The sequence below is a fragment of the Paraburkholderia fungorum genome, assembly GCF_902833645.1.
Classification (GTDB): Bacteria; Pseudomonadota; Gammaproteobacteria; order Burkholderiales; family Burkholderiaceae; genus Paraburkholderia; species Paraburkholderia fungorum.
Genome location: NZ_CADFGE010000001.1, coordinates 840,535 through 866,252, shown reverse-complemented (window position 1 = coordinate 866,252; position 25,718 = coordinate 840,535). Strand labels below are relative to the sequence as shown.

Here is a 25,718-nt window from a genome sequence, read left to right as displayed (position 1 = left end):
CATCGATCAGAAAAAGCGAGATTTACATGCAGCGCAGAAATATCCTCAAAGCCCTCTCGGCTGTGGTCGCCGGTGCGGCGATTGTCACCAGCTTCGGCGCACATGCCGACGACAAGGTCATCAAGGTCGGCACGATCGGCGGCCCGGATGCGCAGATCTGGGAAGTCGTCACGAAAGTCGCGAAGCGCGAAGGCCTGAATGTGAAGGTCGTCGAATTCAACGACTACGTGCAGCCGAACGCCGCGCTCGACGCAGGCGATCTGGACGCCAACAGCTTCCAGCACCAGCCGTACCTCGACAGCCAGGTCAAGCAGCGCGGCTACAAGATCGTCAACGCCGGTCTGACCTACATTTCGCCGCTCGGCATCTATTCGAAGAAGCTGAAGTCGCTGAAGGATCTGGCTCAAGGCGCGAAGATCGCGGTGCCGAACGATCCGTCCAACGAGAACCGCGCGCTGCTGCTGTTGCAGGCGCAAGGCGTGATCAAGCTGAAGGCGGGCGCGGGTACGGATGGCAATAACGCCACGCCGCTCGACGTTGCCGAGAACCCAAAGAAGATCAAGCTGGTCGAGCTCGACGCAGCCCAACTGCCGCGTTCGCTGTCGGACGTCGACGCTGCCGCGATCAACACGAACTTCGCGCTGGCAGCCGGTCTGCAGCCGACCAAAGACGCGATCGCGCTCGAAGACATTCACAGCCCGTACGCGAACCTGATCGCCGTGCGTGCGCAGGACAAGGACAAGCCGTGGGTCAAGAAGCTGGTCGCGGCTTACCAGTCGGAAGACGTGCGCCAGTTCATCAAGACGCAGTTCAAGGGTTCGGTGGTGCCATCGTTCTAAGCGGCACCCCTTTCATCCTAAGCTGGAAAACGAAAACGCCACGGTCGCAAGCCGTGGCGTTTTTTTTGTTTTCGCGTCGCGCATGCTTTGGCGAAGCTACAGCTCCAACTCCCACCGCTCGATCATCAGATCCTTGCCGAAGCGCCGCTCCGCTGTCGTGCAGGCGAGCTGGAAGCCGGCGCGCTCGCATAGCCGCCTTGGCTCCTCGAGCGTGCTGGCCGTGGTCAGCGTGAGTTTGGTGTAGCCCGCGCGTCGGGCGAACCGCACGCATTCGTTCATCAACTGCGAGCCGATGCCAAGACGCTGCACGTCCGGTTCGACCCACAAGAGCCGTACGCCCGCCACTGTCGTCGAGACCCCGACGATGCACACCGAGCCGACCACCATGCCGTCCTGATCGGCGATCCAGCACATTTCGCGCACCGGATCATGGCGTTGCGTGTAATCGGCGACGATCCGCGACAGCAGGCCTTCGAACGATTGATCCCAGCCGTATTGCGCGGAGAACCACTGCGCCTGCCGATGCACGAGCCAGCCGCAGTCGCCGGCACGGGGTTGTCGAAGGATTACGAGATCGTGTTTCGGCTTGCGGTCGAGCATCCGCTCGATCACCTTCATCGAGGTGATCAACTGTTCCTGCGAGAGCACGGTAAGGCCGTTCAGCAGCGTCGATACCTCTTCGATGGCCGCGGTATCGAGCGGCGCGTAGGCCGCGTGACCGTTGTCGGTGAGCGCAATGAGCGACTGACGCGCGTCCGAGTCGGACGGGCGCCGCGTAATCAGGTCGCGTCGTTCGAAGCTGGTCAGAAGGCGGCTGAGGTAACCGCTGTCGAGGCCGAGATTGCGCCCGAGCACCGACGCCGTCTGCGCGCGTCCACGGGACAGTTCATGCAGAACGCGTACTTCCGTCAGCGAGAAGGCGCTTTTAGCCAGATGCTCGTGCAGGGCACCGATGTGCTGGGTATAGAAGCGGTTGAAATGGCGGACGGCCTGAGCACGCCGCAGCGCCTCGGAATCTGTCAAATGCTGCTCCCCGGGGAGTTTTTGTGGCTTGCTACCCAGCACTATATTGGAAGGCATCTCATTAAAAAAGCCGCACGGCCGAAGGCTACACCAAAGTGGTATCACACAGGTATCGTTCTCAGGGTATGTCGTTTGACCCGATAGAGGACCAATGGGCCTGCTGGATACGCCGCGCATCTCGAATACGGGTAAATCCCGATCCCTGTAAACGACCCTCCAGAGCACGAAAATCGCCTTCTAGCGCCGACCCAGCAAGGCTTTCCGCCAATTCGTACCGGCATGGGACCAGTTGATTGACTGGTATTATGTTGGTTATATAATGGGCTCTCATTTTCGTAGGCCGCATTCTTCGAGACGACCGCCGGAGCCCCATGGAAACTCGTTGGTCCGCACTGATGCCTGACGCTCGCAACGTCACGCCACTCTATCTGCAGCTCGCGCGCAATCTGGCGACAGCGATCCACTGCGGCGTGTGGTCGGCTGGGGAGGCGCTGCCGTCGGAGCGCACGCTCTCGGACGCGATCGGCGTGTCGCGCATCACCGCGCGCAAGGCAATCGAGTTGCTGGTCGAGCAGGGCCTGATCCGGCGGGCGCGAGGCGCGGGCAGCTTCATTACGCCGCGTGTCGAAGATCCGCTGTCGCGGCTCACCGGTTTCACGAAGAAGATGCAGCAACGCGGCTTCCGGCCTGACTCGGTGTGGCTCGAGCGCGACATCCGCGCCGCCAACCGTGATGAGCTGGTGCACCTCGGCCTGTCGCCCGGCGCGGCGGTGACGAGCTTGCGGCGCCTGCGGCGCGCGGACGGCATCGTCATGGCTGTCGAGCATTCGGCGCTGCCCGCCGCGATCGTGCCCGATCCGCAGGCGATCGGCGTGTCGCTTTACAGCTATCTCGAACAACGCGGCGCCGCGATCGTGCGCGCCTTGCAGCACTTTCGCGCGGTCAACGCCTCGAGCGAGATCGCCGCGTTGATGGATATTGAACCGCGTTCGGCGCTGCTGGTCATCACCCGTATCGGGTATAGCGCGGACCAGCGTGCGATCGAATTGACTGACACCTATTGCCGCGACGATTACTACGATTTTGTCGCTGAATTGCGCACCTGATCGATGTGCCTGACCGGCGCATGCGAGCAGGCCGCGCGGCTCGCTGTCATGCGCGGCGCCATCGAGCGCATTTCAGTCGCACCCCGCATTACGCCTCACCAGAGAGACTCATGCTGACCGGAAACATACTCACCACCGATGGGTGGATTCACGGCACGCTCGAATACGAAAACGGCCGTATCACGGCGCTGACCGGCGAACGCACCGATCCGGCGAAGAACGACGCGCCGTACATCCTGCCTGGCTTCATCGATCTGCACGTGCATGGCGGCGGCGGTTCCGACGTGATGGAAGGCGGCGACGCGATCGAAACCATCACCCGCACGCATGCGCGTTACGGTACGACCAGCCTGCTCGCCACCACGATGACCGCGCCGCGCGCCGAGCTGATGAATGTCGTCGCGGGCTTGGGCAACAACGCGCGGATTCGCACACCGGGCGGCGCGCGCGTGCTCGGCGTCCATCTTGAAGGTCCGTATATCAACCCGGGCAAACTCGGCGCGCAGCCGGACGCCGCCGTGTCCGCGGTGATGGACGAAGTGCTGAAGTATCTGTCGATCGCGCCGATTCGTGTGGTCACGCTGGCGCCGGAGATCGCCGGCCATATGGAGATTATTTCCGAGATGGCGGCGCGTGGTGTGCGCGTGCAACTCGGCCATTCACTCGGCACGTACGACGACGCCGTCGCCGCGCTCAAGCACGGCGCATGCGGTTTCACGCACCTGTTCAACGCGATGTCGCCGCTGCATCACCGTAACCCGGGCCTCGTCGGCGCCGCGCTCGCGCACGCTGAATTCGCCGAAATCATTCCCGACTTGCTGCACGTTCATCCGGGCGCGATCCGCGCCGCGTTGCGCGCGATTCCCCGTCTCTACGTGGTGACTGACAGCACTTCGGCCACCGGCATGCCCGACGGCGAATACCGCCTCGGCAGCCAGCATGTGACGAAGTGCCTCGGCGGTGTGCGTCTTGCCGACGGCACACTCGCTGGCAGCACCCTGACGATGGATCAGGCGCTGCGCAATCTCGTATCGATCGGCTTGCCGATCGCCGATGTTTCAAACCGTTTGTCGCGCTATGCCGCCGACTACCTCGGCATCGAAGACCGCGGCCGCATTGCACGCGGCGCGTGGGCCGATGTGGTCGTGTTCGATCGTGAACTGGCGTTGACCGCGACATACGTCGAAGGAGAATCAATTGTCGAATATGCTTAAAGAGGCGCTGGCGTCCGCTGAAACGGTCGCCGCGCAGCTCGCGGACACCTCGCGCGTCGAGGCGCTGGCAGCGAAGCTCGCCCAGCAACCGCGTCATGTCGCGCTGACGGTCGCGCGCGGCAGTTCGGATCACGCGGCGAGTTACTTCGCAAGCCTGACGATGAGCCGCCTCGGCGTGCCGGTCGCGTCGCTGCCGATGTCGGTTGCGACGCTCCAGCAAGCGCCGCTGCAGGTACGCGATCAGCTCGCGCTGGCGTTCTCGCAGTCAGGCAAGAGCCCGGATCTGGTCGGCACGATGGAAGCGCTGCGCAAGGCCGGTGCGTTGACGGTCGCTGCGGTGAACGCGCCGGACTCGCCGCTGGCGGACGCATGCGAATTCCACCTGCCGCTCATGGCCGGCCCGGAACTGAGCGTCGCGGCAACCAAGAGCTATATCGCCATGCTGTCGATCTCCGCGCAACTGGTCGCTCACTGGCAGAAGGACGACGCGTTGCTTGGCGCGTTGAACACGTTGCCGGACGCGCTTCAGAGCGCCGGCAAGCTCGACTGGTCGAAAGCCGTGGACGAACTGCGCGGCATCGAACGCATGATCGTGATCGGTCGTGGTCTGGGTCTCGCGATTGCGCAGGAAGCCGCGCTGAAATTGAAAGAGACGTCCGGCATTCAGGCTGAAGCGTTTTCGAGCGCCGAAGTGCGCCACGGTCCGATGGAACTGATCGACCGCGACTATCCGCTGCTGGTGTTCGCACCGCGCGGCCCTGAACAGGCCGGCCTGCTGCAACTCGCGCGCGACATGCAGGCGCGCGGCGCGCGCGTGCTGCTCGCAGCACCGGGCGACGTGCCCGAAGCAACGCTGCCGCTTGCCACCACCGCTCATGCGGCGCTCGATCCGATCGCCGCGATCCTGTCCTTTTATGTGATGGCTGCCGGCCTTGCCGCCGCACGCGGGCGCAATCCTGACGCGCCACGCCATCTCAACAAAGTCACCGAAACTCACTGACGAGAAATCAGATGCGACGTGTCGAGGAGTCCCGCTTGATCAGCCATTCTGAAGGCCAAATTGTTTTGCTCGCGCCGATGACCGGTCCGGTCGTGCCGCTGGCGAATGTGCCCGACCCTGTGTTTTCGGGCGGCATGTTCGGCGATGGCATCGGCATCGATCCGCTCGAGGGGCGACTCGTCGCGCCGTGCGACGGCACGATCACCCATCTGGCACGCACCGGCCACGCGGTCACGCTCGCGACAGCCGAAGGCGTGGAGATTCTGCTGCACATCGGCATCGACACAGTCGAGCTGAATGGCCAGGGTTTCGCGCCGATGGTCGCGCAAGGCGCAACCGTGCGCGCTGGCGACATCCTGATCGAATTCGATCAGGACCGGGTTGCGCTGAACGCGCCGAGCCTCGTCTCGGTCATCGCGATCGCCAATTCGGATGCGTTCGAAATCGTCGAGCGGGCGCCGGGCGGCATGCTGAAAGCCGGCGAAACGCCGCTGCTGGTGCTGCGTGCTCGCGGTGGAGAGGCGGCGCAGGCATCGCGCGAGGCCAGTGCGACCAACGTGACCGAAGAGGCCCGTCAGCAAGTCACGCTGATTCACGCAGGCGGCCTGCACGCACGGCCTGCCGCACGCGCTCGTGAAGCGGCGCGCGGTTTCGATGCGCGTGTCGAAGTGCGTTACGAAGGGCGCAAGGGGGCAATCGAGAGCGTGGTTGGCCTGCTCAGTCTTGGCGCGGGCGAAGGCGCGACGGTCGAGTTGCTCGGCGTCGGTCCGCAAGCCAAAGCCGCGATCGAAGCGATCGCCCACGAATTGACACGTGAAGCGCACGGCGAAGTCGAAGAAAAGCCGGCACGTCAAAGCTCGCCGGCGCCGCAAGCCGTTGCCCACGCAGCGGGTGAAACGCTCGCGCCGAATACGCTCGCGGGCGTGTGCGCGGCGCCGGGCGTTGCGGTCGGCAAGCTGGTGCGTTGGGACGATGCGGATATCGATCCGCCGGAAAAGGCGAATGGCACGTCGGCGGCTGAAAGCCGTCTGCTCGATAAGGCGATTGCCACTGTCGACGCCGACCTCGGCACTACCGTGCGCGATGCTTCGCAGCGTGGCGCGGTAGGTGAGGCGGGTATCTTCGCCGTACATCGTGTGCTGCTCGAAGATCCGACCCTGGTCGACGCCGCGCGCGATCTGATCAGTCTCGGCAAGAGCGCCGGTTTTGCGTGGCGCGAAGCGATCCGTGCACAGATCGCGATCCTGACGAATATCGAAGACGCGTTGCTCGCGGAACGTGCCGCCGATCTGCGCGACATCGAAAAACGCGTATTGCGCGCGCTCGGTTATACGAATGCGGCGGCGCGCACGCTGCCGGACGAAGCGGTGCTGGCGGCTGAAGAGTTCACGCCTTCCGATCTTTCCACGCTGGATCGTTCACGCGTCACGGCGCTCGTGATGGCGCGCGGCGGAGCGACCTCGCATGCGGCGATTCTTGCGCGTCAGGCCGGCATTCCGGCGCTGGTGGCGGTCGGCGATGCATTGCGTGCGATCCCTGAAGGTACGCAGGTCGTGGTAAACGCCACGACCGGCCGCCTCGAATTTGCTCCGACCGAACTCGATGTCGAACGCGCCCGTCTTGAACGTAGCCGCCTGGCCGGCATGCGCGAAGCGAATCGCCGCACGTCGCAACAAGCCGCGGTCACTGCGGACGGCCGCGCGATCGAAGTCGCCGCCAACATCGCCACGCTCGACGACGCAAAAACCGCCGTCGAAAACGGTGCCGATTCCGTCGGTCTGCTGCGCACCGAACTGCTGTTTATTCATCGCGCCGCCGCGCCGACCACGGACGAACATCGCCAGAGCTACCAGGCCATCGTCGATGCATTGAGCGGCCGCACCGCGATCATTCGCACGCTGGACGTCGGCGCGGACAAGGAAGTCGACTATCTGACGCTGCCGCCCGAACCGAATCCGGCGCTTGGACTGCGCGGCATCCGCCTCGCACAGGTGCGCCCGGATCTGCTCGACGACCAGTTGCGCGGTCTGCTGGCGGTGCAGCCGCTCGGCGCCGTGCGCATCCTGCTGCCGATGGTGACCGATGTGGGCGAGCTGATCCGCATCCGCAAGCGCATCGACGAATTCGCCCGTGAAGCGGGCCGTACGGAACCGATCGAAGTTGGCGTGATGATCGAAGTGCCGTCGGCCGCGTTGCTCGCCGATCAACTGTCGCAGCATGCGGATTTCCTCTCGATCGGCACCAACGATCTGACGCAATACACGCTTGCCATGGATCGCTGCCAGGCCGACCTCGCCGCTCAGGCGGACGGTTTGCATCCGGCGGTGCTGCGTTTGATCGCAGCGACCGTGCAGGGCGCTAACAAGCATGGCAAATGGGTCGGCGTATGCGGCGCACTGGCGGGCGATCCCGTTGCCATGCCGCTGCTCGTTGGCCTCGGCGTGACCGAGCTTTCGGTTGACCCGGTGTCGGTGCCGGGCATCAAGGCGCGCGTGCGCAACCTCGATTATCAGCTGTGCCGCCAACGCGCCCAGGATGCCCTGGCGCTCGAATCGGCGCAGGCGGTAAGAGCAGTGAGTCGCGAAACCTGGCCTTTGGACTGAACCCCACACAGTCCGCAACCAGCTTCGCATTGTCAGGACGTAACGCTACAAAACTCAACGACGACAGTCGACAACGAGACAAGGATTGGAGGTGTCAATGGATGGGAATCCGTTTCTGAAGATTCAGCGCCTGGGCCGGGCGCTGATGCTGCCGATTGCGGTGCTGCCGGTTGCCGGCTTGCTGCTGCGATTGGGCCAGCCCGATGTGTTCAACATCAAGATGATCGCCGACGCCGGCGGCGCGATCTTCGACAACTTGCCGTTGCTGTTCGCAATCGGCGTGGCGGTCGGCTTCGCGAAAGACAACAACGGCGTGGCGGGTCTCGCGGGTGCGATCGGTTATCTGATCGAAATCGCGGTGATGAAGGACATCAACGACAAGCTCAACATGGGCGTGTTGTCCGGGATCGTGGCGGGTATCGTCGCGGGCTTGCTGTACAACAGGTACAAGGACATCAAGCTGCCCGATTACCTCGCATTCTTCGGAGGGAAACGCTTCGTGCCGATTGTCACCGGCGTGGTCTGTCTGGTGATCGGCATTGTGTTCGGCTACGTATGGCAGCCGGTGCAAGGCGTGATCGACACGGCCGGTCACTGGCTGACTACCGCGGGTGCGCTCGGCGCGTTCGTGTTCGGTGTGCTGAACCGTTTGCTGCTCGTCACGGGGCTGCATCACATCCTCAATTCGCTGACCTGGTTCGTGTTCGGCACCTTCACGCCGCCGGGCGGTGCGCCGGTGACGGGCGATTTGCATCGCTTCTTCGCGGGCGACCCGACTGCGGGCACGTTCATGACGGGCTTCTTCCCGGTCATGATGTTCGGTCTGCCGGCCGCGTGTCTCGCGATGTATCACGAGGCACCGAAAGAGCGCCGCGCGATGGTGTTCGGCCTGCTCGCATCGATGGCGCTCACCTCGTTCCTGACGGGCGTGACCGAGCCGATCGAATTCAGCTTCATGTTCCTCGCACCGGTGCTGTATGCGATCCATGCGGTGCTGACGGGCTTGTCGCTGGCAATCTGTTCGGCACTCGGGATTCACCTCGGCTTCACCTTCTCGGCTGGCTTTATCGACTACGTGCTGAACTACGGCCTGTCGACCAAGGGCTGGTGGGCGATTCCGCTCGGCGTTGTGTACGCGGTGGTGTACTACGGGCTGTTCCGCTTCTTCATCCGCAAGTTCAATATGGCGACGCCGGGCCGTGAACCCGCCGCGGAAGAAGAACAGATCGAGTCGTTCGAGGCTGGCGGTTTTGTGTCGCCGGTTGCGGGCGCCGCGGTGCCGCGTGCGCAGCGTTATATCGCTGCGCTGGGTGGTGCGTCCAATCTTTCTGTGGTGGATGCCTGCACGACGCGTCTGCGTCTGTCGGTGGTCGATGCCAACAAGGTCTCGGAAAGCGAGCTGAAGACGATCGGCGCGCGCGGCGTGCTCAAGCGCGGTGCGACCAACGTGCAGGTGATTATCGGACCGGAAGCGGACATCATCGCCGATGAAATTCGCACGGTGATTGCGCAAGGCGGCGGTGCTGCGGTGAAGCCGGCGGTTGCGGCCGCGCCTGCTGTTGCTGCGGCTCCGGTCGCGGCTGCAAGCGGTGCCCTGAGCGGTGCGCTCGATCCGGACCCGATGCGTTGGCTCGCCGTATTCGGCGGCGCGGGCAACGTGGTGTCGCTGGATGCGGTGGCGGCAACGCGTCTGCGGATCGTGGTTCGCGATCCGTCGGCGGTTGATCGTCAACGTCTCGCTACGCTCGACACGGCGTGGGTTTCGGCCGACACGTTCCATATCGTAGTGGGTGACGCCGCCCAGCGCTACGCCGCACAACTGGCGACGCGTCTGTCGCCCGGTGCAGGGGCAGGTACGGCGCCGCAACCCGCGTAATCGCATCGAGGCTTCGAGCTGAGCTGACTTCGGTCTTCCGTCCAGCTTCGGCTAAGTAAGGACGCGAGTAAAAAAAGCGGCACCTTGGATCAAGGTGCCGCTTTTGCGTTTACCGGTGCTCAACCGGCAATGGATGCATCAACGTGCTTTCTGCTTGCCCGCTTCCAGAGGCCGGCGCGATTCCAGCCACATCACGTTGATTACGCCGAACGCCAACGCCACGCCAATGCCGAGAAGCCAACTGAAGTACCACATCGCAAACTCCTGTTATCCGTATTCCTGATCAATACATCGAATGATGATTTTCCTTGAGCGCCGCGGCGGTTACCTTGCCTCGCATCACGCGATACACCCAACTCGTGTAGATCAGCACGATCGGCAGGAAGACGATCACAGCGATCAGCATGATCTGCAGCGTCATGCGGCTTGAGGTCGAGTCCCATACCGTGAGACTGCTGCGGCCGTCGAGCGAGGAGGGCATGATGAACGGGAACATCGAGAAACCCGCCGTCAGAATCACCCCGGTGATCATCAGCGAGGTCGACAGGAAGGCGCTCTTTTCAAAGCGCGAGCGCGCCAGCAACAAGGCGAGTACGCCACCCGCAAGGCCAGCCACCGGCGCGGCCACCATCCACGGATAGTGCGCGTAGTTGTTGAGCCATAGGCCAGGCGCGCCGATCACGTTCTTCAGCAGCGGATTGGCGACCGTATCGAGCGGCGCGGCGTCGACGATCTGATAGCCGCCGATCATCGTGGCGATAAGCGCGCCCGCGAGCAGGAACAGCACCACGGCGGCGAGCGAAGCGATCCGCAGCGCGAGCGATGCACGCTCGGCGACGATGTCGTCCGCTTTCATCTTCACGAAGGCCGCACCGTGCGCGGCCAGCATCGACACACTGACGAGCCCGCACAGCACAGCGAACGGGTTGAGCAGTGCGAAGAAACCGCCGTGATATGTGACGCGCAGATCGGTGTCGAACGAGAACGGCACGCCTTGCAGCAGGTTGCCGAACGCAACACCGAACACCAGCGCCGGCACGAACCCCCCGACAAACAACGCCCAATCCCACGCGCTGCGCCAGCGCGGGTCTTCACGTTTGCTGCGGTAGTCGAAGCCGACCGGCCGGAAGAACAGTGAGAACAGCACCAGCAGCATCGCGAAGTAGAAACCCGAGAAGGACGCGGCGTACACCAGCGGCCATGCGGCGAACATCGCACCGCCCGCGGTGATGAGCCACACCTGATTGCCTTCCCACGTTGCGCCGACCGTGTTCACGACAATGCGCCGCTCCGCATCGGTTTTGGCGACGAAGGGCAGCAGAATCGCCGCGCCCATGTCGAAGCCGTCGGTGAGCGCGAAGCCGATCAGCAGCACGCCGATCAACACCCACCAGATCAGTTTGAGGGTTGCGTAATCCATGATGATCTTTCCCTTGGAACAGAGTGGCGGCGAATCAAGCGGCCGTGTTGGTCGGCAGCGGCTGATTCAGCGGCTGTTCGTGGTGATAGCGCCCGGTGTGCAGCGACGAAGGCCCGAGTCGCGCGTACTTGAACATCAACATGATTTCGATGATGAACAGTACTGTGTAGAACACGACGAAGCCGGCAATGCTCAGGTAGAGATCGCCTGGCGTCAGGCTCGAGGCGGACAAGGCGGTCGGCAGAATACCGGCGATGGTCCATGGCTGACGGCCCACTTCAGCGACGATCCAGCCGAACTCAGCCGCAAGCCACGGCAACGGAATGGCCCATACGGCCCAGCGCAGGAACCAGCGGCGCTTCTCCAGCAGCAGCGAGCGCTGTGCACAGAACCAGAACGCCAGCACGAAGGTCGCGAGGAACAGGATGCCGAGGCCGACCATCAGTCGGAACGAGAAGAACACGGGCGCCACTGGCGGGATGGTCTTTTTGGCGGCCTGCGCGATCTGATCCGGCGTGGCGTCGGTGACGTTCGGCGTGAACTGCTTGAGCATCAGGCCGTAGCCAAGATCGTTTTTGTGCGCGTCGAAAGCGGCCTTGGCTTCGTCCGTGGCGTCGCCGAGCTTGAGCTTCTGCAACGCAGCGTACGCGAGCATGCCGTTCTTGATGCGCACTTCGTTCTGCGCCATCAGGTCTTTCAGGCCGAGTACCGGTTCGTCGATCGAGCGCGTGGCGATCAGGCCGAGCGCATACGGAATGCGGATCGCATAGTCGGTGCGCTCTTCCTTCTGGTTCGGAATGCCGAAGATCGTGAACGGCGCGGGTGCGGGGGCCGTTTCCCATTCGGATTCGATGGCGGCCAACTTGACCTGCTGAACTTCGCCGGTGCGATAACCTGATTCGTCGCCAAGCACGATCACGCATAACGTCGAGGCCAGACCGAAGCCGGCGGCGATAGCGAACGAGCGCAGCGCAAACTCGGTGTCGCGACGCTTCAGCAGATACCACGACGACACACCGAGCACGAACATCGAAGCAGTCACATAGCCGGCCGATACGGTGTGTACGAACTTCACCTGGGCGACCGGATTGAACAGCACCGAGAAGATGCTGTCGAGTTCCATGCGCATGGTCTGGTAGTTGAAGGTGGCGCCGACCGGATTGTTCATCCAGCCGTTGGCCACCAGAATCCAAAGCGCCGACAGGTTCGAGCCAAGCGCCACGAGAAATGTGACGATCACGTGCTGGACTCTCGAGAGCCGCTTCCACCCGAAGAAGAACAGGCCGACGAAAGTCGACTCGAGGAAAAACGCCATCAAGCCTTCAACGGCCAGCGGCACGCCGAAGATGTCGCCGACATAGTGCGAGTAGTACGACCAGTTGGTGCCGAACTGGAATTCCAGCGTAAGACCGGTGGTGACGCCCATTGCAAAGTTGATGCCGAACAGCTTGCCCCAGAACTGGGTCATGTCCTTGTAGATCTGCTTGCCGGTCATCACATAGACCGACTCCATGATGACGAGCAACCAGGACAGACCGAGCGTGAGCGGCACGAACAGAAAGTGATAAAGCGCCGTGATGGCGAACTGGAGGCGCGACAGTTCTACGACTTCGCTAACGGGCATGTTGATCACCTTGGGAGGGAGACGGGCCAGGCACGGACAGCAGCGCCTGTGCGACTTGAGCGGGCGGCAGCGACATATGCTCCGCCTGCGGATGATTGAAGAACGCGTACTTGAGCACCATCAGTAATGCGAATTTGATGGCGAGGACGATGGCGATATCCCGCGCCAGCGTCGGACCGCGCGCCCAGGCGCCGAACCTTTTGCGCAGGCTCGGGCGAGGGTTGCTATTGCGATTCAGGGCTATGGTCATGATCGGTCGAAGGCAACTTCGCGCCGGTGAATCCGGCTGGATCCAGGCCGCCTGGGCGGTCTGGCAAGTGCATCTTAATTTTAGGATCGATGACCCTGTACGCATAAGTCGACGCTGCGGCATTGGGTCGCGAATGTCAGCGCGTGGGAACAGTATTGCTATGAGGTTTGTGATACGTCAAGAAACAGATGTTTGATAGACATGTTCTTGAGTGAGGCGAGGGGCGTCGCGATTGAGTGCGAGCCTGATTGAGCGGGCACAAAAAAGCCCTGCCTTCTTGCGAGGGCAGGGCTTTGCGGCTAGCCGATGCGCACCGGACTAGCCAGTACGACCAAGTGTTTAAGTCCTGGCTTTTAAGCCTTACGCATATTCGGCTAATGCGCCACGCATTTTCTTCATTGCGCTCGCCTCGATCTGGCGAATACGTTCAGCCGATACGCCGAATTCGTCGGCCAGTTCATGCAGCGTCGAGCCACCCGAACCGTCGTCTTCCACCTTCAGCCAGCGTGCTTCGATGATCCGGCGGCTGCGGGCGTCCAGCGCATCTAGTGCGCTCGCGATACCGTCGCTTTGCAGCTTGTCGCGCTGACGCGAAGCCAGCACGGCAGTCGGCTCGCTGTGCGAGTCGGCGAGGTAGGCGATCGGCGCGTACGACTCTTCGCCGTCTTCGACCTGACCTTCCAGCGCGATATCGCCGCCGGACAAGCGCGTTTCCATCTCGGCCACTTCTTCGCGCTTCACGTTAAGCTCCTGGGCGAGACCTTCGATCTCGTCCGGCGTGAATGCGCCAAGGCCCTGCTTGTGGCTGCGCAGGTTGAAGAACAGCTTGCGCTGCGCTTTGGTGGTGGCGACCTTCACCATCCGCCAGTTGCGCAGAATGTATTCGTGGATCTCAGCCTTGATCCAGTGCATGGCGTACGACACGAGCCGTACGTTCTGCTCCGGATCGAAGCGCTTCACGGCCTTCATCAGGCCGATATTGCCTTCCTGGATCAGGTCGGCGTGCGGCAGTCCATAACCGAGGTAATTGCGCGCGATCGAGACGACCAGCCGCAGGTGCGACAGGACGAGGCGGCGTGCGGACTCAAGGTTGTCCTGCTCGCGAAATTCGGTGGCGAACTGGCGTTCTTCCGCCGGCGTCAGCATCGGAATCCGATTTACGGCCTGGATGTAGGCGTCGATATTGCCCAGATGACCGGGCAGCAGCGAGGAATGCGAGAGCGCCAGCGCACCTGCCGAAGCGGCCTTAGCCGACGACGGGCTCAAAGTACTCGGAAGGGTCATTGCATGGCTCACGTAGGAAACTCCTTTGGAATCAGACAAAAGCGTATTCAGTTAACGACTCCAGCGTTGGATGTTAGCACTCTGATTTGCCGAGTGCTAATACTTAGAAGCCGTAGGGGCATCCAAGTTCCGCAAATTCCTATTGAAATTTAGACTTTGATAGCCAATTGGAGGCGGCGCACTAGATTTTCAAGAGAGCGTAGGATTTTCCTAACAAAGCGCTTGCGCTCTCATAAATGACCGATTTTTTCTAAAACGGAAGCGACTAATTGCGAAAATTTGCGTTTCTTCATACTAAGCACCAGATGTACATTGTCTCTAAAATAAGGGTTGTGGTCCCTGATCAACGTTCGGCTAGCTTTCGGGTGTCCGATGAAGAACAAAAAGAATGCGTTGCGTGGTCTGACTGTAAAAGGCGTTTCGGCGGCTATTCTGCTTGCTGCTTCAGGACTGGCTGCGGCCGACCAGTTTGGCGTGCAGATTGCCGGCGGCGTGGGCGATCACCACATTAAAAAACTCGATCTCGGCTTTGTTTGGGATCCGAATCTGACCTGGTGGCAGATCGGCGACTGGCACTTTGCGCTGATCGGCGAAGCGCACGTGGCCTGGTGGCACACCAACGAAGGGAATGTGCACGAAAACATCGGGGAGATCGGTGTGACGCCGATCATTCGCTTCATCAAGGCTTCTGGACCGATTCGCCCTTATGTCGAAGCGGGCGCCGGTGTTCGCCTCCTGACGAGTCCCAGAATTTCTTCTGACCTCACGCTCGCCACAGCGTTCCAGTTCGCCCCCATGGCGGGCGTCGGCCTGCAATTCGGCAGCCACCAGCAGTACGAGGCCGGCTATCGCTTCCAGCATATTTCCAACGGCGGTATCAAAGAGCCCAATCCTGGTATAAATTTCCACCAGCTATATTTGCAATATAACTTCTGACGACCGAGGCCACGTTCGGCTTACCGGTGCAAGGGGCTGAGCAATGGCGGCAAAGATAATCGAAGCGATTCGCGGGCTGGAGCGAGAACGCTTTCGTGCGATGGTAGACGGTGACGGGCAGTTGCTCGATACGCTGCTCGCGGACAACGTGAGCTACGTCCACACGAACGGCAAGCGCGAAACGAAGCGACAGTTCATCGACGGTATTACGGCCGGGCGCCGCCGCTATCGGCAGATCGAGGTGCAGTCGCAAGAGGTGCTGCCGGTGGGGCGCGAGACCTGCGTCGTCACCGGCCGCGCGTTGATCGAAATGGAGGCGAATAACGGGGCGCTGCTATTTCCGATCGCGTACACGGCGATTCACACCCAGGAAGACGGGCAATGGCGTCTGATCGCGTGGCAGGCGACGCGTTGCGCGATCGAGTGAGAGTGAGCCTTTTGAGCTCACCGTATTTCGCCGCATCGCACCGGTTACGCCTCGTGAGCGCCCGGTGGGCACAAGCCGGCGAGTCGCGCCGCGTGTGCTGACTTGTGGCGCCCCGTTTCAGGCCGCTCAGGCGGCTGCGCGTTGCAGATCCTCATCGCTCCATACCGGCCTATGCGCCGCATCCCCCGCGTACGGGTGTCGCGGATGCACCGGAATCTGGTTGCAGCGCTCGACCACGCGCCGCACCGCGCCAAGATCGGAGAAGTCGAGGCCTGAATCAACGCCCTGCGCGTGAAGGTTCATCGCAACCGTAACGAGGTCCACGTTGCCGGTGCGCTCGCCATTGCCGAACAGACATCCTTCAACGCGATCCGCGCCCGCCAGCAGCGCCAATTCCGTAGCGGCCACGGCGGTGCCGCGGTCGTTATGCGGATGCACCGACAGTACGATGCTGTCGCGGTAGCTGAGATTGCGGTCCATCCATTCGATCTGGTCGGCGAACACGTTGGGCGTCGCGGCCTCGACGCTCGCAGGCAGGTTGATGATCATCTTGTGATCGCGCGTGGGCCGCCATGTCTGCGCGACCGCGTCGCATACTTCGCGGGCGTAGGGGAGTTCGGTCGTGTTGAAGGTTTCGGGCGAATACTGGAAGGTCCAGTGCGTATCGGGCCGCGCCTGGGCGTGCTCCTTGACGATGCGCGTGCCTTCTACCGCGAGCGCCTTGATCTGCTGCTTCGACTGGTTGAAGACGATCTTGCGAAACGACGGGCAGATCGCGTTGTACAGATGCACGATGGCGCGCGGTGCGCCTTCGAGCGCTTCGAACGTGCGCGCGATCAGTTCAGCGCGCGAGGGCACGAACACTTCGATCGTCACGTCGTCGGGAATGCGCTTTTCTTCGATCAGTTTGCGGACGAAATCAAAGTCGGTTTGCGAGGCCGACGGGAAACCGGCTTCGATCTCCTTGAAGCCGATCGCCACCAGCATTTCGAAGAATTCGAGCTTTTGCGCGGCATTCATCGGTTCGATCAAGGCCTGATTGCCGTCGCGCAGATCGGTGCTCATCCAGATCGGTGCCTGGTTGATCGTGCGGCTCGGCCATTTACGGCCGGTGAGGCGCACAGCGGGGAAGGGGCGGTATTTCTCAGCGGGATTGCGCAACATGTTGAGCCTCGTTCGTTGTGTCGTATGCGAAAGGGTGTGGCCTCGAGCGGCTGGCGCGCTGCCACGAATGCACGGCGCGCCAGCCGGTGGCTAGCGGCAATAACGAACGGGCGCGAACGAATCCCGTCGTGTTGACGGCGAAAACGAATGTGGATGCTGCCCATGTGACGTGCATTGGATCCTCGCGCTTCGTCCGAACGGAAAACGGACGAATGCAAACGACTACAGGTTGTGAAGAACTACGGTTGGGGGTGAAACGGGAACTGCGGAACTGCTGTGAGGACCGCGCTTTGGGCAACGCAAGCTGCCAACGCGCGGCGCTACGCCCGGCTTACGCTAGACGTAGCGATAGGGGCCGCGCGAGGCGGCCGGAGGTAATTCGGAGGGTGTTCGGAAGGGAACGCATAGGTCTAATGTATGACGGCTTGCAGCGGCCTGTCAACCCGCGCTCGTCATCTACTGCGTGCGAGTACGGCGTGTGCGCGCGGCGGCGCAAGCGCTGCGTCGCACTTGCGCCGGGCACGTTGCGCGGTCGCTAGGCGGGCATTTGCGCGACATCCACGATCAACTCCACCTGCCGTTCGATCGCGCTCGGCACGGGCGCTTCGCCGCGCAGCACGGCATTGATCCACGCGGCCGTCGTCGCGGCATCGCGGGCTTCGGGCAAGTCGACTTCCGGCGCGTCGGGCGACGAGCGCTCATGCGGCACGCGCGTTTCGCAGATGCCGTCATGCAGCCAATCCACTTGCACCTGGCGCCGTGTGTCGGCCACCGCTTCGCCTTCGGTGCCGCGCGCGAGCAGGGCGCCGCCTGCTGCGGCGTCCGGGTGCGTATTGAACAACTGCGTGAGACTGTCACGGTAGGGCGGGTGCGTGTAATTCACGAGCCGCAGCCCCGCGGGCGCGAACGGTTGCAGGATTTTCACCAGCGTGTGGGTGGAATTGCGCACGCCCATTCGCCGACGCAACGAAAGAAGGCGCGCGAGCTTAGGTGCCAGGACGTCGATCGGCGCGAACGCGAGGCGCCGTTCGGCGAGACCGTCTTCGATATCGGCGTGCGATTGCGCGTGCGGGATCTGCAGATGCGTGAAGATTTCGGCGCTTGTCACGCGGCCCGGATCTTCGGTGACGCCATGCACCAGCACCGGCACACCCTCGCGCGCGAGCAGCAGCGCTAGCAGCGGCACCAGGTTGGGCTGCTTGCGCGCGCCGTTGTAGGTCGGGATCGACACGGGCCGGAACGCCGTATGCGGCAAGTGAATCGGTTCGAACGACGCATGCGCGCCAGCCAGCATGGCGGCGAGTTCGTCGGCGGTTTCGCCCTTCACGCGATACGCGAGCAACACGGCGCCGAGCTCGAGTTCGGCCACGCGGCCGTCGAGCATCGCGGTGTAGAGCGCGCGCGTGTCCTCGGCGGTCAGCGCGCGGGCGCCGTTCGGGCCGCGGCCGATTTCCTTGATATAGCGGGCACAGGGGAACGGAGTGACGGTGTCGGCGGAGTCGGTCATCGGGTGCAATGGGACGAGGGCGTATCACCTTAGGGCGGTCGGCCACGGTATTTAAAGGACACTATTTGGTGTGAGTATCGCATCTATGGCGATCAGACGGTCCGACGACCCGGCGGCCCGCGGTCCGGCAACCCCGCGTGACGATGCGCCGGGATCGTCGGTCCGCACATGCCCGTGCCGATTGGCTGCAGCGTGCTTTGCCGCGCGTTACACTCGATGCTTTATCGCCGCGCGCGCGGCACAATCCAGAAAACGGAGAACGGGATGAGTTACGTGTTTGCACCCGCACCGGTGGTCGCGGTGCCGGTCGTGGGGTCCAGCGAGCAGTTCGCGGTGCGTCGCATCTACTGTGTGGGTCGCAACTACGAGGCGCACGCGCGCGAGATGGGGCACGATCCCGACCGCGAACCGCCGTTCTTCTTTGCCAAGCCGGCCGACGCCGTGCTGTATGTCGCGCCGGGCGCGACTGGCGAATTCCCCTATCCGTCGCTATCGAAAAACGTCCACTTCGAGATGGAGCTGGTGGCGGCTATCGGCAAAGGCGGCAAGGACATTCCGGCCGAAAGCGCACTCGACCACGTGTACGGCTATGCGCTCGGTCTCGACATGACGCGCCGCGATCTGCAGGCCGAAGCGAAGAAACTGGGCCGTCCGTGGGACACCGCGAAGGGCTTCGACCACTCGGCGCCGCTCGGTCCAATTCATCCGGTAACGACGGTCGGCCATGTCGACAAGGGCGCGATCTGGTTATCGGTGAACGGCGAGGAAAAACAGAATTCGGACGTATCGCAACTGATCTGGTCGGTTGCCGAGACGATCGCCTGTCTGTCGACGCTGTTTGAACTGCAACCGGGCGACCTGATTTTCACCGGCACACCGGAGGGCGTGGGCGCCGTAGTGCCGGGCGACCTCATGAAGGGCGGCGTGGACGGGCTCGGCGAGCTGAGCGTACGCGTTGTCTGAAGCGCGGCTGGAGGAGACCCATAACATGAAGCTTTATAGCTACTTCCGCAGTTCGGCGTCTTATCGCGTGCGTATCGCGCTGAACCTGAAGAACCTGCCGTACGACTACGTGCCGGTGCACCTCGTGCGCGACGGTGGCGAGCAGTTGAAGCCCGAGTACCGCAAGGTGAATGTGGATGGCATCGTGCCCACGTTCGTCGACGGTAACGAAGTAATGCCGCAGTCGCTCGCGATTATCGAGTATCTGGAGGAAACGCATCCGGAGCCACGCCTCCTTCCCGGCACGCCGGCCGACCGCGCTTATGTGCGCGCGGTGGCGTTGCAGGTGGCGTGCGAGATCCATCCGTTGAATAACCTGCGTGTGCTGAAGTACCTGAAACACACGCTGCATGTCGACGATGATGCGAAAGACGCGTGGTACAAGCACTGGGTCGAAGCGGGTTTTGCGACGCTTGAGGCGCATCTGGCGGGCGATCCGCGCACCGGCAAGCTGTGCTTTGGCGACACCCCGACGTTGGCCGATGCGTGTCTGATTCCGCAGGTGTTCAACGCACAGCGCTTCAAGGTCGATACGGCGAAGTTTCCGACCATTCAGCGTATCTACGATCACGCAACGCAACTTGACGCGTTCGCTCGCGCAGCACCGGGTGTTCAACCCGACGCGGAATAATCCGGTGGTCTGAATGAAGAAAGGGCGCTCGAAAGAGCGCCCTTTTTGCTGGTTTCGCGACGAACGCCGCGAGGCTCAACCGCCCAGCAACGCATCCGAAAACTCTTCCGCGCTGAAAGGCTGCAAGTCCTCCACCTTTTCGCCGACGCCGATGAAGTACACCGGGATCGGACGCTGGCGTGCGATTGCCGCGAGAATGCCGCCCTTCGCCGTACCGTCGAGTTTGGTAACGATCAGGCCGGTGAGGCCGAGCGCGTCGTCAAAGGCCTTCACTTGTGCGAGCGCATTCTGGCCGGTGTTCGCATCGATCACCAGCAGCACCTCATGCGGCGCGCCATCTTGCGCTTTGCCGATCACGCGCTTCACCTTGCGCAGTTCTTCCATCAGATGCAACTGGGTTGGCAGACGGCCGGCCGTGTCCGCCATCATGACGTCGATCTTGCGCGCCCGCGCGGCGCCTACCGCGTCGAAAATCACGGCGGCCGGATCGCCGCTTTCCTGCGACACCACCGTCACATTGTTGCGCTGGCCCCAGATCGCGAGTTGCTCGCGTGCGGCGGCGCGGAAGGTGTCACCTGCAGCCAGCAGCACCGACTGATCGAAACTTTGCAAATGCTTGGCGAGCTTGCCGATGCTGGTGGTTTTTCCCGCCCCGTTCACGCCCGCGATCATCACGACCAATGGTTGGGCGCGGCCGAGCATCAGCGATTTTTCCAGCGGCTTCAGCAGGTCGATCAACAGCGTGCGCAGCGCCGCTTTCACCTGCTGCGGATCGGTGAGACGCTCGGTGCGCACTTTCTCGCGCAACGATTCGAGCAGGAACTCGGTGGCCTCGACGCCGGCATCTGACATCAGCAGCGCGGTTTCGAGCTCTTCGTACAAATCCTCGTCGATCTTCGTGCCGACGAAAATGCCGGTCAGGCTCGAACTCGTTTTCGACAGACCGGTCTTCAGGCGAGTGAGCCAGGAACGCTTGGCGCTCGCGTCCTGCTGAGGCGGCGGGACGATTTCGACGGTTTCGAGCGCGGCCGCTTCAGGTTCATTGGTGGACGGCGCGGCAGCCTGCTGAGTGTCGACGCTAGCGGGCATAGCCGGCCGAGGCGCGGGAGGCGTGGCGGGCGCAACCGGCACAGCCGGCGCCGCCGCGGCGGGTTCGGCCGCCAAGGCTTCTGGCGCGGTCCGCGATTCTTCTGGCGCGTTATCGGACTCTTTCGAACCCTTGAATCGTTTGAAAAAGCTGAACATGATCTGGCGTGGTGAGAGCGCGCGCCGATGCGCGCAGCCGGGACAAGCCCGTGGGAGCGGCAGACAGCGTTGCGATGCGGGATGCAAGGCGCTGGAAGCCGCACATTTTATCAGGCGCGCCGCCAGCCGTCGTATTGGCCGAACGGCCAGGCTGGACGCCGCGCGCCCCTGTGGTAACGTTGGCCCTCCAGCCCCCACGCATCGGCGCGCGGGGCCTTCTTATCACGTATTCGAAACTGCATGCCCCGTTCTGCTCCTTCACGCGCCCACGGCGCTTCGTCCAAAGGCGGCAAGCCGCACGCCATCCGTATCATTGGCGGCGACTGGAAGCGCACACCGCTGCCCGTGCTCGACCTCGACGGTCTGCGCCCCACCCCCGACCGTGTGCGCGAAACGCTGTTCAACTGGCTTGGCCAACGGCTGGACGGCCAGCGCTGCCTCGATCTGTTCGCCGGCAGCGGCGCGCTCGGCTTCGAGGCCGCCTCGCGCGGTGCGGCACAAGTGCTGATGGTGGAGCGCAACGCACGGGCCGCAAACCAGTTGCGCGCGAATCAGGAGCGCCTGGCGGCACGTACGATCGAAATCGCGGAAGCCGACGGTTTGCGCCTTGCCGCGAGTCTCGCGCCGGGCTCGTTCGACGTGGTTTTCCTCGATCCGCCGTTCGGTGACGACCTGCTCGACAAGGCGCTCGCACTGGCGGTGCCGCTGCTCAGCCCGGAAGGCTTTCTGTACGTGGAGGCGGGCGCTGCGCTTGAGCTAGAGGGGAACGAGACACTCGCCGGTTGGGAAATCGTGCGGCAAGGCAAAGCGGGCGCTGTCCACTTTCATTTGCTGCAGCGCGAAAATAAGGAATAATGCGCGTTCCAAAACAAGCGGCGGACAGGTTACTGTCACGCGTGCGGTCGGTGCCAAATGCGTCGCGTGGACGCTTTGACGTGCCCATTTGTCTGAAGAGAGGAGAAGTCTCATGGTAGTCGCCGTGTACCCGGGCACGTTTGACCCGCTGACGCGCGGTCACGAAGACCTCGTTCGACGCGCGTCGAGCATTTTCGACACGCTGGTGGTGGGCGTTGCCGACAGCCGCAACAAGAAGCCGTTTTTCACGCTGAAAGAGCGTCTCGACATCGCTCATGAAGTGCTCGGGCACTACCCGAATGTTCAGGTGATGAGCTTCAAAGGCCTATTGAAAGACTTTGTCCGCAGCAACAACGCGCGGGTGATCGTGCGTGGCCTGCGTGCCGTTTCGGACTTTGAATATGAGTTCCAGATGGCCGGTATGAACCGCTATCTGCTGCCGGACGTCGAAACCATGTTCATGACGCCGTCGGATCAATACCAGTTCATCTCCGGCACCATCGTGCGTGAAATCGCGCAACTGGGCGGCGACGTGAGCAAGTTTGTGTTCCCATCGGTCGAGAAATGGCTAAAGGAGAAGGTTGCTGCGTTGGATCCGAATGATGGTGTTTCGGCGGGACAACCGTAACCGGCGTAAACTAGCGGTTTGACGGATCAAAGCTGGCTGCGGCCAGCGCGAAGTGAGAGAAGTATGGCCTTGATGATTACCGACGAGTGCATCAATTGCGACGTGTGCGAGCCCGAGTGCCCGAACGACGCAATTTCGATGGGCGCGGAAATCTACGTGATCGACCCGAAGAAATGCACCGAGTGTGTCGGTCATTTCGACGAGCCTCAGTGCATTCAGGTGTGTCCGGTCGAGTGCATTCCGCGCGATCCTGAGCATCTGGAGACGGCGGAAGGTCTGATGGCGAAGTATCACGCGCTACAGGCTGCGAAGAGCGCCTGAGCGAGCGTTGGATGAGAGAAAAAAACGGCGAGGCGCCTGCCTCGCCGTTTTCTTTTGCGGCAACGTTTTGGGCTGCACGCCGGATTAGCCGATCGCTGACCGATCTCTATCCGACGTATCCGCTGAAGATGTCGCGCAGCGCATCCAGCAGAATGCCGCATTCCGCGTCGGTACCGACCGAGATACGCAGATGCTGGTCGATTCGCGCCGCCTTGAAGTGACGCACGAAGATTTCCTTTTCCCTTAGCCGTGCCACGAGCGTTGCGGCGTCGTAGCCGTCGTGGCGCGCGAACAGCAGATTCGCCGCCGACGGCACCACCTCGAAGCCCAGCGCTGTCAAGCCTGCCGCCAGCCGCTCGCGGCTCGCAATCACCTTGGTGCAGTTGTCGCGGAACCACGCATCGTCTTCGTATGCGGCGATGGCCGCGACTTGCGCCAGCCGGTCGAGCGGATACGAATTGAAGCTGTCCTTCACGCGGTTCAGTGCGTCGATCAGTTCCGGATTGCCGAACGCGAAGCCGACACGCATGCCGGCCAGCGAGCGGGACTTCGATACCGTCTGAATTACCAGCATGTTGGGATAACGGTCGATCAGAGCGACGGCCGATTCGGCACCGAAATCGACGTAGGCCTCGTCGATTACCACCACCGATTCGGTGTTTCTTGCCAACAGTCGCTCGATATCGGCGAGCGGCAGTGGTCGTCCGGTCGGCGCGTTCGGGTTCGGGAACAGTACGCCGCCGTTAGGCGCGGTGTAATCGTCGACATGGATGGCGAAATTGTCGTCGAGTGCGATAGTCCGATAGTCGATTTCGAAGAGCCGCGCGTAGGTCGGATAGAAGCTGTAAGTGATATCGGGAAACAGCAGCGGCTTGTCGTGCTTCAGCAAGGCCTGAAAAGTGAGCGCGAGCACTTCGTCCGAGCCGTTGCCCGCGAACACCTGCTCCGCGTGAATGCCGTGATAGGCGGCTACCGTTTCGCGTAACTTGTGCGCGCTCGGGTCGGGATAGCGCCGCAGCGACTCGCCCGCGGCGCCCAATTCCTGCCGGATCGCTTCCAGCACGCGCGGCGATGGCGGATAAGGATTTTCGTTGGTATTCAGCTTCACCGGATGCGCAACCGCGGGTTGCTCGCCCGGCACATACGGCGTCAGACGGTGGACGATGTCACTCCAGTAGCGGCTCAAGCGATTCTCCTGTCGATGGCGGTACGGCAAGTCGGGCAAGTCTGGCGATGTGGATGCGGTGGGTGAACCGGCTGTTCAGGGATTGCGATGCAATTGCATCATCGCCCGCTCGAGTTCGCCTTTGATGATTTGCGGCATCACGGCCAATGCCCGTTCGACCGACGCATCGATTACGTCCTGTTCTTCCCGCCGCGGCGGTTTCAGCACGTAATTGGCGACGTCCGGCTTGGCGCCGGCTCGCGCGCTTTCGGGAATCAGGTCGCGCGGATGGCCGATGCCGATCCGCAGCCGCCAGTACTGTTGCGAGGACAAATGCGCGGTGATGTCTTTCAGCCCGTTATGGCCGCCGCTGCCACCGCCGAGCTTCAGCTTGACGCTGCCAGGCGGCATATCGAGTTCGTCGTGCGCGACCAGAATTTCGTCCGGAAGAATTTTGAAGAACTGTGCAAGCGCCACAACGGACTGCCCCGAGCGATTCATATACGTCTGCGGTTCCAGCAGATGCACTTCTTCGCCGTGAAGCCGGGCTTTCGCGTAGAAACCGTGGAAGCGCCGCTCGTCGCGCAGCGTCGTGCCTGCTTCGCGCGCCAGTTGATCGACCAGCCAGAAGCCGGCGTTGTGGCGCGTCGCGGTGTATTCAGCGCCCGGATTGCCGAGCCCGACGATCAGCTTGATCATGATTGCGTAGGTCCATCTGGCTCGGGCGTCGAATGCGGCCGAGCCGAAAAAAACCGAAAAAAAACCCGCCGGGGCGAACCTCGGCGGGTCACATCGACCGTTTCATTGAAACGGCTCGAGAGGATTGCTCGCTCAGTGCCAAAAGGCCTTAGGCAGCCGGCGTTTCGCCTTCGCTTGCAGCAGCGGCGTCGCCTTCAGCGATTGCGCCAGCCGGGATCGTTGCCGAAGCGACGACCGGGTTTTCTGCGTCAACGTGAGCAACCAGCGCCACGCCTGCCGGCAGGACGATGTCCTTGGCATGCAGCGATTGGCCCGCTTCGATCTTCGCCAGGTCCACTTCGAGGAATTCCGGCAGTGCCGACGGCAGGCACTCGATTTCGATTTCGTTGAGGACGTGCGAGATCACCGCGCTCGACAGCTTCACTGCCGGGTTGGTTTCCTGGTTCATGAAGTGCAGCGGCACCTTGGTGTGCAGCTTCTTCTTCGCGTCGACACGTTGGAAGTCCACGTGCAGCACGAGCTGACGGAACGGGTGGTATTGCACGTCACGCAGCAGAACCTGTTGCGACTTGCCTGCCACTTCCAATTCCAGGATCGACGAGTGGAAAACTTCTTTCTTCAGCGCGTGCCAAAGTGCGTTGTGGTCCAGTTCGACCAATTGCGTTTCAGCACCAGCGCCATATACGATGCCCGGGGTCTTACCCGAGATACGCAGGCGGCGGCTCGCACCCGTACCTTGCAAAGAACGCTCGAAAGCGACTACTTTCATGTTGAATCTCCAATGCACTGCCCGCGACCAGGCAGTAAAAACGGGGCCTCCAAGCCGTTATGGCTGAGGCCCCAGAACGATGGCACGAACCTTCGTTCGTTCATGCCAATTGTGCAAAAGCGCAGCGTGC

General features: G+C 62.3%; 24 protein-coding genes and 1 pseudogene. 13 read left to right on the top strand and 12 right to left on the bottom strand.

What is annotated here, in order from left to right; genetic code table 11:
* Positions 1 to 26 precede the first annotated feature (26 nt).
* Positions 27 to 839, top strand: a complete 813-nt coding sequence (locus tag HWX91_RS03900) for a MetQ/NlpA family ABC transporter substrate-binding protein (RefSeq protein ID WP_028199056.1) — start codon at positions 27 to 29, stop codon at positions 837 to 839.
* Between the two features lie 96 nt (positions 840 to 935).
* Here the strand turns inward: HWX91_RS03900 and HWX91_RS03895 are convergent, their stop codons facing one another.
* Complete coding sequence (locus HWX91_RS03895) at positions 936 to 1,862, bottom strand: bifunctional helix-turn-helix transcriptional regulator/GNAT family N-acetyltransferase (RefSeq protein ID WP_028199057.1); 927 nt, start codon at positions 1,860 to 1,862, stop codon at positions 936 to 938.
* 371 nt (positions 1,863 to 2,233) lie between these two features.
* Here HWX91_RS03895 and HWX91_RS03890 point away from each other — a divergent pair, with 371 nt between their 5' ends.
* The 5 genes from HWX91_RS03890 to nagE all read left to right on the top strand — a co-directional run bounded on the left by HWX91_RS03890 (position 2,234) and on the right by nagE (position 9,661).
* The gene (locus tag HWX91_RS03890) at positions 2,234 to 2,968 is read left to right on the top strand and encodes a GntR family transcriptional regulator (RefSeq protein WP_028199058.1); all 735 of its coding nucleotides are present in this window, start codon (positions 2,234 to 2,236) and stop codon (positions 2,966 to 2,968) included.
* Positions 2,969 to 3,078: 110 nt separating this feature from the next.
* Positions 3,079 to 4,182, top strand: a complete 1,104-nt coding sequence (nagA, locus tag HWX91_RS03885) for an N-acetylglucosamine-6-phosphate deacetylase (RefSeq protein ID WP_028199059.1) — start codon at positions 3,079 to 3,081, stop codon at positions 4,180 to 4,182.
* Complete coding sequence (locus HWX91_RS03880) at positions 4,175 to 5,182, top strand: SIS domain-containing protein (RefSeq protein WP_028199060.1); 1,008 nt, start codon at positions 4,175 to 4,177, stop codon at positions 5,180 to 5,182. Before nagA ends, HWX91_RS03880 begins: the two co-directional genes overlap by 8 nt.
* A gap of 11 nt (positions 5,183 to 5,193) precedes the next feature.
* The gene (gene ptsP, locus HWX91_RS03875) at positions 5,194 to 7,785 is read left to right on the top strand and encodes a phosphoenolpyruvate--protein phosphotransferase (protein ID WP_042276345.1); all 2,592 of its coding nucleotides are present in this window, start codon (positions 5,194 to 5,196) and stop codon (positions 7,783 to 7,785) included.
* A 97-nt stretch (positions 7,786 to 7,882) separates the two neighbouring features.
* Positions 7,883 to 9,661: an N-acetylglucosamine-specific PTS transporter subunit IIBC gene (gene nagE, locus HWX91_RS03870; RefSeq protein WP_028199062.1), complete on the top strand. Its 1,779-nt coding sequence runs from the start codon at positions 7,883 to 7,885 to the stop codon at positions 9,659 to 9,661.
* A 138-nt stretch (positions 9,662 to 9,799) separates the two neighbouring features.
* Here the strand turns inward: nagE and cydX are convergent, their stop codons facing one another.
* From cydX to rpoH, 5 genes are all read right to left on the bottom strand, one after another.
* Positions 9,800 to 9,916 carry a cytochrome bd-I oxidase subunit CydX gene (gene cydX, locus HWX91_RS03865; RefSeq protein ID WP_028199063.1) on the bottom strand — a complete coding sequence of 39 codons (117 nt, stop codon included), beginning with the start codon at positions 9,914 to 9,916 and terminating at the stop codon, positions 9,800 to 9,802.
* Between the two features lie 28 nt (positions 9,917 to 9,944).
* Positions 9,945 to 11,081, bottom strand: a complete 1,137-nt coding sequence (gene cydB, locus HWX91_RS03860) for a cytochrome d ubiquinol oxidase subunit II (protein ID WP_028199064.1) — start codon at positions 11,079 to 11,081, stop codon at positions 9,945 to 9,947.
* Positions 11,082 to 11,115: 34 nt separating this feature from the next.
* Positions 11,116 to 12,705, bottom strand: coding sequence for a cytochrome ubiquinol oxidase subunit I (locus HWX91_RS03855; RefSeq protein WP_028199065.1), 1,590 nt, complete (start codon positions 12,703 to 12,705; stop codon positions 11,116 to 11,118).
* Positions 12,695 to 12,955, bottom strand: coding sequence for a cytochrome oxidase putative small subunit CydP (gene cydP, locus HWX91_RS03850; protein ID WP_028199066.1), 261 nt, complete (start codon positions 12,953 to 12,955; stop codon positions 12,695 to 12,697). Before cydP ends, HWX91_RS03855 begins: the two co-directional genes overlap by 11 nt.
* Before the next feature lie 360 nt (positions 12,956 to 13,315).
* Positions 13,316 to 14,251, bottom strand: a complete 936-nt coding sequence (gene rpoH, locus HWX91_RS03845) for an RNA polymerase sigma factor RpoH (RefSeq protein ID WP_028199067.1) — start codon at positions 14,249 to 14,251, stop codon at positions 13,316 to 13,318.
* 360 nt (positions 14,252 to 14,611) lie between these two features.
* Here rpoH and HWX91_RS03840 point away from each other — a divergent pair, with 360 nt between their 5' ends.
* Together HWX91_RS03840 and HWX91_RS03835 are read left to right on the top strand one after the other, a co-directional pair.
* Positions 14,612 to 15,175, top strand: coding sequence for an acyloxyacyl hydrolase (locus HWX91_RS03840; protein WP_028199068.1), 564 nt, complete (start codon positions 14,612 to 14,614; stop codon positions 15,173 to 15,175).
* A 43-nt stretch (positions 15,176 to 15,218) separates the two neighbouring features.
* Positions 15,219 to 15,602 carry a nuclear transport factor 2 family protein gene (locus HWX91_RS03835; RefSeq protein WP_028199069.1) on the top strand — a complete coding sequence of 128 codons (384 nt, stop codon included), beginning with the start codon at positions 15,219 to 15,221 and terminating at the stop codon, positions 15,600 to 15,602.
* A 180-nt stretch (positions 15,603 to 15,782) separates the two neighbouring features.
* On the opposite strand, the pseudogene HWX91_RS03830 reads toward HWX91_RS03835, so the two are convergent.
* Together HWX91_RS03830 and ybiB are read right to left on the bottom strand one after the other, a co-directional pair.
* Positions 15,783 to 16,766 (bottom strand): annotated as a pseudogene (locus tag HWX91_RS03830) (2-isopropylmalate synthase); the annotation flags it as partial.
* 535 nt (positions 16,767 to 17,301) lie between these two features.
* The gene (gene ybiB / locus HWX91_RS03825; protein ID WP_028199070.1) at positions 17,302 to 18,273 is read right to left on the bottom strand and encodes a DNA-binding protein YbiB; all 972 of its coding nucleotides are present in this window, start codon (positions 18,271 to 18,273) and stop codon (positions 17,302 to 17,304) included.
* A gap of 264 nt (positions 18,274 to 18,537) precedes the next feature.
* On the opposite strand from ybiB, the gene HWX91_RS03820 reads away from it, so the two are divergent.
* Both HWX91_RS03820 and maiA read left to right on the top strand, forming a co-directional pair.
* On the top strand, positions 18,538 to 19,236 hold the full coding sequence (locus HWX91_RS03820; protein WP_028199071.1) for a fumarylacetoacetate hydrolase family protein: 699 nt from the start codon (positions 18,538 to 18,540) through the stop codon (positions 19,234 to 19,236).
* Between the two features lie 25 nt (positions 19,237 to 19,261).
* Positions 19,262 to 19,906, top strand: coding sequence for a maleylacetoacetate isomerase (gene maiA, locus HWX91_RS03815; protein WP_028199072.1), 645 nt, complete (start codon positions 19,262 to 19,264; stop codon positions 19,904 to 19,906).
* 75 nt (positions 19,907 to 19,981) lie between these two features.
* On the opposite strand, the gene ftsY is transcribed toward maiA, so the two are convergent.
* Positions 19,982 to 21,151, bottom strand: a complete 1,170-nt coding sequence (gene ftsY / locus HWX91_RS03810) for a signal recognition particle-docking protein FtsY (RefSeq protein ID WP_028199073.1) — start codon at positions 21,149 to 21,151, stop codon at positions 19,982 to 19,984.
* Positions 21,152 to 21,391: 240 nt separating this feature from the next.
* Between ftsY and rsmD the strand changes: the two genes are divergently transcribed.
* The 3 genes from rsmD to HWX91_RS03795 all read left to right on the top strand — a co-directional run bounded on the left by rsmD (position 21,392) and on the right by HWX91_RS03795 (position 22,955).
* The gene (gene rsmD / locus HWX91_RS03805; protein WP_028199074.1) at positions 21,392 to 22,006 is read left to right on the top strand and encodes a 16S rRNA (guanine(966)-N(2))-methyltransferase RsmD; all 615 of its coding nucleotides are present in this window, start codon (positions 21,392 to 21,394) and stop codon (positions 22,004 to 22,006) included.
* A gap of 112 nt (positions 22,007 to 22,118) precedes the next feature.
* A complete protein-coding gene (coaD, locus tag HWX91_RS03800) occupies positions 22,119 to 22,634 on the top strand; it encodes a pantetheine-phosphate adenylyltransferase (RefSeq protein ID WP_028199075.1) in 516 nt (171 codons plus the stop codon).
* Between the two features lie 63 nt (positions 22,635 to 22,697).
* Positions 22,698 to 22,955: a YfhL family 4Fe-4S dicluster ferredoxin gene (locus HWX91_RS03795; protein ID WP_028199076.1), complete on the top strand. Its 258-nt coding sequence runs from the start codon at positions 22,698 to 22,700 to the stop codon at positions 22,953 to 22,955.
* Positions 22,956 to 23,061: 106 nt separating this feature from the next.
* On the opposite strand, the gene hisC is transcribed toward HWX91_RS03795, so the two are convergent.
* From hisC to HWX91_RS03780, 3 genes are all read right to left on the bottom strand, one after another.
* Complete coding sequence (hisC, locus tag HWX91_RS03790; RefSeq protein ID WP_028199077.1) at positions 23,062 to 24,141, bottom strand: histidinol-phosphate transaminase; 1,080 nt, start codon at positions 24,139 to 24,141, stop codon at positions 23,062 to 23,064.
* Positions 24,142 to 24,216: 75 nt separating this feature from the next.
* Positions 24,217 to 24,819 (bottom strand): aminoacyl-tRNA hydrolase, encoded by a 603-nt coding sequence (pth, locus tag HWX91_RS03785; RefSeq protein WP_028199078.1) that lies wholly within the window; start codon positions 24,817 to 24,819, stop codon positions 24,217 to 24,219.
* A gap of 148 nt (positions 24,820 to 24,967) precedes the next feature.
* A complete protein-coding gene (locus HWX91_RS03780; RefSeq protein WP_028199079.1) occupies positions 24,968 to 25,588 on the bottom strand; it encodes a 50S ribosomal protein L25/general stress protein Ctc in 621 nt (206 codons plus the stop codon).
* Positions 25,589 to 25,718: the final 130 nt, after the last annotated feature.